This is a genomic window from uncultured Eubacterium sp., from assembly GCF_934295145.1.
Taxonomy (GTDB): domain Bacteria; phylum Bacillota; class Clostridia; order Lachnospirales; family Lachnospiraceae; genus Eubacterium_I.
This window is the reverse complement of sequence record NZ_CAKRAS010000019.1, coordinates 41,389-48,511: the sequence shown is the minus strand read 5'-3', so window position 1 is coordinate 48,511 and position 7,123 is coordinate 41,389. Positions and strand designations below refer to the sequence as shown.

At 42.6% G+C, this 7,123-nt stretch carries 3 protein-coding genes and 1 tRNA gene; all 4 read left to right on the top strand.

Annotated features, from left to right (window positions below):
• The first annotated feature begins 167 nt into the window (after nucleotides 1-167).
• The 4 genes from Q0I54_RS05605 (at nucleotide 168) to Q0I54_RS05590 (ending at nucleotide 7,112) form a co-directional block, all read left to right on the top strand.
• A tRNA-Trp gene (locus Q0I54_RS05605) sits at nucleotides 168-240 on the top strand.
• Nucleotides 241-450: 210 nt separating this feature from the next.
• A complete protein-coding gene (locus tag Q0I54_RS05600; RefSeq protein ID WP_177976257.1) occupies nucleotides 451-885 on the top strand; it encodes a DUF4190 domain-containing protein in 435 nt (144 codons plus the stop codon).
• Between the two features lie 603 nt (nucleotides 886-1,488).
• Nucleotides 1,489-4,647, top strand: coding sequence for an isoleucine--tRNA ligase (ileS, locus tag Q0I54_RS05595; RefSeq protein WP_296117146.1), 3,159 nt, complete (start codon nucleotides 1,489-1,491; stop codon nucleotides 4,645-4,647).
• Nucleotides 4,647-7,112 (top strand): glycogen/starch/alpha-glucan phosphorylase, encoded by a 2,466-nt coding sequence (locus Q0I54_RS05590; RefSeq protein ID WP_296117145.1) that lies wholly within the window; start codon nucleotides 4,647-4,649, stop codon nucleotides 7,110-7,112. The genes ileS and Q0I54_RS05590 overlap by 1 nt, the downstream gene beginning before the upstream one ends.
• Nucleotides 7,113-7,123 lie beyond the last annotated feature (11 nt).

Here is a 7,123-nt window from a genome sequence, read left to right as displayed (position 1 = left end):
TAGTACGATGGTCGTTCGAAGGAACTTAATGAGAGCGAGCCGTAAGGCGAAGGTCGAATTTAGTGAATCGAACTTCCGTATGAACAAAAGTGAGAAATTGAATAGTGACGGCAAGATATGGTCTCAACTGTATGAAGTTTTGAAGGTATATATCTTCAATAAAATATAGGGATATAGTTCAGTTGGTAGAACGTTGGTCTCCAAAACCAAATGTCGAGGGTTCGAGTCCTTCTGTCCCTGTGATGAAAAGACATTCAGAGTATTCTGGATGTCTTTTTGTTTTAGCTGTCTTTTGTCTAAATAAAAAAATATATGAGAAAGAAATATATGCTATTTCTTACTTTTGTTTTAAACTTTATGAAAATTTCTTCCATAAAAGGCTGACATGTTGTATCATAAAAATAGACTGGAATAAGTCTGAGATATGAAAATAGACAAAGGAGAAGACGGATGTACGACGAAGAAAACAAATTTACTGAGGAAAGCAAAGCAACCGAAGAAAACAAAAACACTGAGCCGTATCAGTATGGAGAACCATATCAGTATGGACAAAATGCACAGTCAACAAATACTGAGTATACTCAACAATATCAGGATACCTACAGAAATATTCCACCGGAAGAACCGGCAGGATTTGCAATCGCATCCCTGGTACTTGGAATTATTTCCCTTGTATTATCATGCACAATGATCAATATCATTACTGGTATTTTAGCCTTGGTTTTTGGTATTGTTCATATGGTAAAATATCAGAGCCGCAAAGGTATGGCAATCGCCGGTATTGTTTTAGGTATCATTTCCATTGTGATTATGATTATTCTGATCGTAGTGGGGGTTGCTGTGATGGCTACACCAGAATGGCAGACGATGATAAATGAGTTATAAAAGCAACTCAGATCATAAAAAATAAGTAAAAATCGTTTCAATCCTATGTAATAAGAAGCATTTTTCCTGAAACAAGGTTGACAACCGGTAAGCGAATACTTATAATTGCATTGTTAAAATTTATTCAAAATACAAAATGCAAAAACTATGATGAAGAGAGTACGCTGACTGGGAACATCGCAGAGAGCCGGGAGGGTGGAAGCCGGTATCAGTACCGTTCAGTGGAAAATCACTTCTGAGTTGCAGTTCTGAAACGGAAAGCATGGCATGTATGAGTTCGTGATTCTATGAAATGATACAGGTATCATAAATGCTTTTTAACTGAGTAAGAGCTGACGGTGTTTCCACCGTTACAGGGAACTGGTATCCGGCAAATGTGTCGCGTACTTCGAACAGGTGGTTAAAACGATTGTTAAAAGCTTTCGTCCTTTTCGGGACGAAGGCTTTTTATTTTGCAGGAAATTCTATACAATTTTCTGTAAATTATAGAAAAAAGAAAGTTTGGTTTTCTATAATAAATGCGTTCCTGGGAGAATCATAAATGAGCAGAGACAATCTGCAAAGAAACATGAAAGAAATATAACATGAAATGAGGAGAACAGAATGTACGAAAAAGTTTCAACAAATCTGAATTTTGTGGATCGTGAGAAAAAGACAGAAGAATTCTGGAAAGAAAATGACATTTTCCGCAAAAGTATGGAAAATCGCAAAGAAGGTGAGACATACACTTTCTATGATGGACCGCCAACAGCAAATGGTAAACCACATATCGGGCACGTTCTGACACGTGTTATCAAAGATATGATCCCGCGTTATCAGACCATGAAAGGAAAAATGGTTCCGAGAAAAGCTGGATGGGATACCCATGGACTCCCGGTCGAGCTGGAAGTAGAGAAACTGCTTGGCCTTGATGGAAAAGAGCAGATCGAAGAATACGGTCTGGATCCATTTATCAAAAAATGTAAAGAGTCTGTATGGAAATACAAAGGCATGTGGGAAGATTTCTCCGGAACCGTTGGCTTCTGGGCAGATATGGATAACCCATACGTTACCTATGACAATAACTTCATTGAGTCCGAGTGGTGGGCACTGAAAAAAATCTGGGACAAAGGTCTGTTATACAAAGGTTTCAAGATTGTTCCTTACTGCCCACGTTGTGGTACTCCGCTGTCATCCCATGAGGTAGCACAGGGATACAAAGATGTCAAAGAACGTTCTGCAGTAGTTCGTTTCAAAGTAAAAGGCGAGGACGCATATTTCCTGGCATGGACTACAACTCCATGGACACTGCCGTCCAACGTAGCTCTTTGTGTAAACCCGGAAGAGACTTATGTGAAAGTAAAAGCTGCTGATGGATATACTTATTATATGGCAGAGGCACTGTGCGACACTGTTCTTGGCAAACTTGCGGATGAAGAGTCCGGTACAAAAGCATACGAAGTACTTGAGACATACAAAGGAAAAGACCTTGAGTATAAAGAGTATGAGCCATTATTTGACTGCGCGGTAGAGATCTGTGAGAAACAGCACAAAAAAGGCTACTTTGTTACATGCGCAGATTACGTTACACTGACCGATGGTACCGGTGTGGTTCATATCGCACCTGCATTTGGTGAAGATGATGCCCAGGTAGGACGTAGATATGACCTTCCGTTTGTTCAGTTGGTAAACGGCAAAGGTGAGATGACAAAAGAGACACCGTATGAAGGTGTATTTGTAAAAAAAGCTGATCCGCTGGTATTAAAAGACCTGGAAGAAAAAGGACTGCTCTTCGACGCACCGAAATTTGAGCACAGCTATCCGCATTGCTGGAGATGTGATACTCCGCTGATCTACTATGCAAGAGAATCCTGGTTCATCAAAATGACAGAAGTCAAAGATGATCTGGTTCGCAATAACGCTACGGTAAACTGGATTCCGGAATCCATTGGAAAAGGACGTTTCGGCGACTGGCTGGAGAATATCCAGGATTGGGGTATTTCCCGTAACCGTTACTGGGGAACACCGCTGAACGTATGGCAGTGCGAGTGCGGTCATATGGAATCTATCGGAAGCCGTGCAGAGCTGGCTGAAAAGAGTGGAGATCCGAAGGCTGCAGAAGTAGAACTTCACCGTCCATATATTGATGCTGTAACCATCAAGTGTCCGCACTGTGGCAAAGACATGCACCGTGTACCGGAAGTTATTGACTGCTGGTTCGATTCCGGAGCAATGCCGTTTGCACAGCATCATTATCCGTTTGAAAATAAAGAAGTATTTGAGCAGCAGTTCCCGGCTCAGTTCATTTCAGAAGCTGTAGACCAGACCCGTGGATGGTTCTACTCCCTGATGGCAGAGTCCACACTGTTATTCAACAAAGCACCATACGAGAACGTTATCGTTCTGGGACACGTTCAGGATGAGAACGGACAGAAGATGAGTAAATCCAAAGGAAATGCTGTTGATCCGTTTGATGCACTGCAGAAATATGGCGCAGATGCGATCCGCTGGTATTTCTACATCAACTCCGCACCGTGGCTGCCGAACCGTTTCCACGGAAAAGCCGTTATGGAAGGACAGCGTAAGTTCATGGGAACATTATGGAATACTTACGCATTCTTTGTTCTGTATGCAAACATTGACGGGTTTGATGCAACAAAATACAATCTGGAATATGATAAATTATCCGTTATGGATAAATGGCTGCTGTCCAGACTGAATTCTACCGTAAAAGCAGTAGATGACAACCTTGGAAACTACAGAATCCCGGAAGCTGCAAGAGCACTGCAGGATTTCGTAGATGATATGAGTAACTGGTATGTAAGAAGAAGCCGTGAACGTTTCTGGGCAAAAGGCATGGAGCAGGATAAGATCAATGCATATATGACACTGTATACTGCACTGGTAACCATCTGCAAAACAGCCGCTCCGATGATCCCGTTCATGACAGAAGATATTTACCAGAACCTGGTAAGAAGCATTGACAAAGACGCTCCGGAAAGTATCCATCTGTGTGACTTCCCGGTAGTTGACGAGGCAATGATCAATCCGGAACTTGAGAAAAACATGGCAGAAGTACTGAAAATCGTTGTACTTGGCCGTGCGGCAAGAAATAGTGCAAACATCAAAAACAGACAGCCAATCGGCGATATGTATGTCAAAGCACCGTTTGAAGTACCGGAGTTCTTTGTGGAGATTATCGAGGATGAGCTGAACATCAAGAAAGTAAGCTTCATCGAGGATGTCAGCGCATATACAAATTACAGCTTCAAACCGCAGCTTCGTACCGTTGGACCGAAATACGGTAAATTCCTTGGCAAGATCAAAGCAGCTCTGGAAAACATCGACGGACACGCAGCTATGGCACAGCTGAAAAAAGAAGGTTCCATCACCTTATCTGAAGTGGACGAGAGCATCGTTCTGACAGAAGAAGATTTATTGATCTCCGTAGCTCAGACAGAAGGATTTGCTACTGAGACAGGAAATGACATCACTGTTGTACTGAATACAAAACTGACACCGGAACTGATTGAGGAAGGCTTTGTCCGCGAGATTATCAGTAAGGTACAGACAATGCGTAAAGAGGCTGGATTTGAAGTTATGGATAAAATCGTCCTTTCCTTCAAAGCAGAGAAAACAATCTGTGACGTATTTGCAGCACACAAAGAAGAAATTCAGAGTGAAGTACTTGCTGTAGATATCAAAGAAGGCGCATTAGAAGGTTACCAGAAAGAGTGGAATATCAACGGTCACAAAGTTGAGTTAGGAGTGGAGAAACAGTAATGAAGAATATTTTATTTGACAAAAAAGAATTCATTAAATGCGTAAAAGACAATGTGAAAACACTTTACCGTAAAACCATGGAGGAGGCTTCCGAACAGGAAGTCTTCCAGGCGGTATCCTATGCGGTAAAAGATGTTATCATTGACAACTGGCTTGCTACCCAGCAGACGTTTGATAAGGAAGATCCGAAAATGGTATATTACATGTCCATGGAGTTCCTGATGGGTCGTGCCCTTGGTAACAACCTGATCAACCTGACTGCATATAAGGAAGTAAAAGAAGCATTGGATGAGATGGGATTTGACCTGAATGCCATTGAGGATCAGGAGCCGGATCCGGCACTTGGAAATGGTGGGCTGGGTCGTCTGGCTGCATGTTTCATGGAGTCACTGGCTACTCTGGGTTATCCGGCATACGGCTGCGGCATTCGTTACCGTTATGGTATGTTCAAACAGAAGATCAAGGACGGTTATCAGGTAGAGGTACCGGATAACTGGCTGAAAAACGGCTATCCGTTTGAACTGCGCAGACCGGAGCATTCTTTTGAAGTCAAATTTGGCGGTTATGTACAGGCAGAGCCAGCTGAGAACGGACATACAAAATTCGTTCAGAAAAATTATCAGTCGGTACTGGCTGTTCCATATGATATGCCGATCGTTGGTTACAACAACAACATGGTAAACACTCTGATGATCTGGGATGCTGAGCCGATGGAGTGTTTCGAGCTGGATTCCTTCGATAAAGGTGATTACAGAAAAGCCGTTGAGCAGGAAAATCTTGCAAGAAACTTAGTAGAGGTTCTGTATCCAAACGACAACCATATCCAGGGTAAAGAGCTGCGTCTGAAACAGCAGTATTTCTTCGTATCTGCAAGTGTACAGCGTGCCGTAGCCCGTTATAAAAAATATCATCCGGATATCCACAAACTTTCTGAGAAAGTAACCATCCAGATGAATGATACCCACCCGACCGTAGCTGTTGCAGAGCTGATGAGAATCCTTCTCGATGACGAAGGACTGACATGGGATGAGGCATGGGCGATCACAACAAAAACATGTGCATACACAAACCATACCATCATGGCAGAAGCTCTGGAGAAATGGCCAATCGAGATCTTCTCCCGTCTGCTTCCGCGTATTTACCAGATCGTTGAGGAGATCAACCGCAGATTCCTTCTGGAGATTGAGGAGGAGTATCCTGGAAATCAGTATAAAAAAGACAAAATGGCGATCATTCATGATGGTCAGGTCAAAATGGCACACCTTGCCATTGTTGCAGGTTACTCTGTAAACGGTGTAGCGAGACTGCATACAGAAATCCTGAAAAAACAGGAATTAAAAGATTTCTACGAGTTATTCCCGCAGAAATTCAATAACAAGACAAATGGTATCACACAGCGTCGTTTCCTGTATCACGGAAATCCACTGCTGGCTGAGTGGGTATCCAACAAGATTGGAAACGACTGGGTCACAGACTTAAGCCATATGGAAAAACTTGCTGTCTATGTAGATGATCCGAAAGCACAGCAGGAATTCATGCAGATTAAATACCAGAACAAACTGCGTCTGGCAAAATACATCCAGGAGCACAATGGTATCGAAGTAGATCCGCGCTCTATCTTTGATGTACAGGTAAAACGTCTGCATGAGTACAAACGTCAGCTGATGAACATTTTGCATGTTATGTATCTGTACAACAAGATCAAAGAGCATCCGGAGATGGAGTTCTACCCAAGAACATTCATTTTTGGTGCAAAAGCAGCTGCAGGTTACAAAAATGCAAAACTGACGATTAAGCTGATCAACTCCGTAGCTGATGTGATCAACAACGATGCAAGTATTAACAACAAACTGAAAGTTGTATTTATCGAGGATTACAAAGTATCCAACGCTGAGTGGATCTTTGCAGCAGCAGATGTCAGCGAGCAGATTTCTACTGCAAGTAAAGAGGCATCCGGAACAGGTAACATGAAATTTATGTTAAACGGTGCTGCAACCATCGGAACAATGGACGGTGCAAACGTAGAGATGGCTGAGGAAGTCGGCAAAGAGAATATGTTTATCTTTGGTATGAGTTCTGATGAGGTTATCGCACATGAGCAGAACCGTGATTACAACCCGATGGATATCTTTAACCAGGATCAGGAGATCCGTCAGGTACTGATGCAGCTCATCAACGGATTCTATTCCGGAAACGATACCGAGCTGTTCCGTGATCTGTACAACTCACTGCTGAATACACAGTGCACACAGTTCGCTGATACTTACTTCTGCCTGAAAGACTTCCGTTCTTATGCAGAGGCTCAGGAGCGCGTAGAAAAAGCTTACAGAGACGAGAAAGGCTGGGCAAAACTCGTTATGCTGAATGTGGCTCATGTTGGAAAATTCTCTTCTGACAGAACCATTCAGGAGTACGTAGATGATATCTGGCATCTTGACAAAGTAAAAGTAACTGTAACAGAGTAGTAGAATCACTG

What these genes read in the sequence shown, in the direction of transcription:
- ileS (WP_296117146.1), top strand. Translation starts at nt 1,489, where the DNA reads ATGTACGAAAAAGTTTCAACAAATCTGAATTTTGTGGATCGTGAGAAA.
- Q0I54_RS05600 (WP_177976257.1), top strand. Translation starts at nt 451, where the DNA reads ATGTACGACGAAGAAAACAAATTTACTGAGGAAAGCAAAGCAACCGAA.
- Q0I54_RS05590 (WP_296117145.1), top strand. Translation starts at nt 4,647, where the DNA reads ATGAAGAATATTTTATTTGACAAAAAAGAATTCATTAAATGCGTAAAA.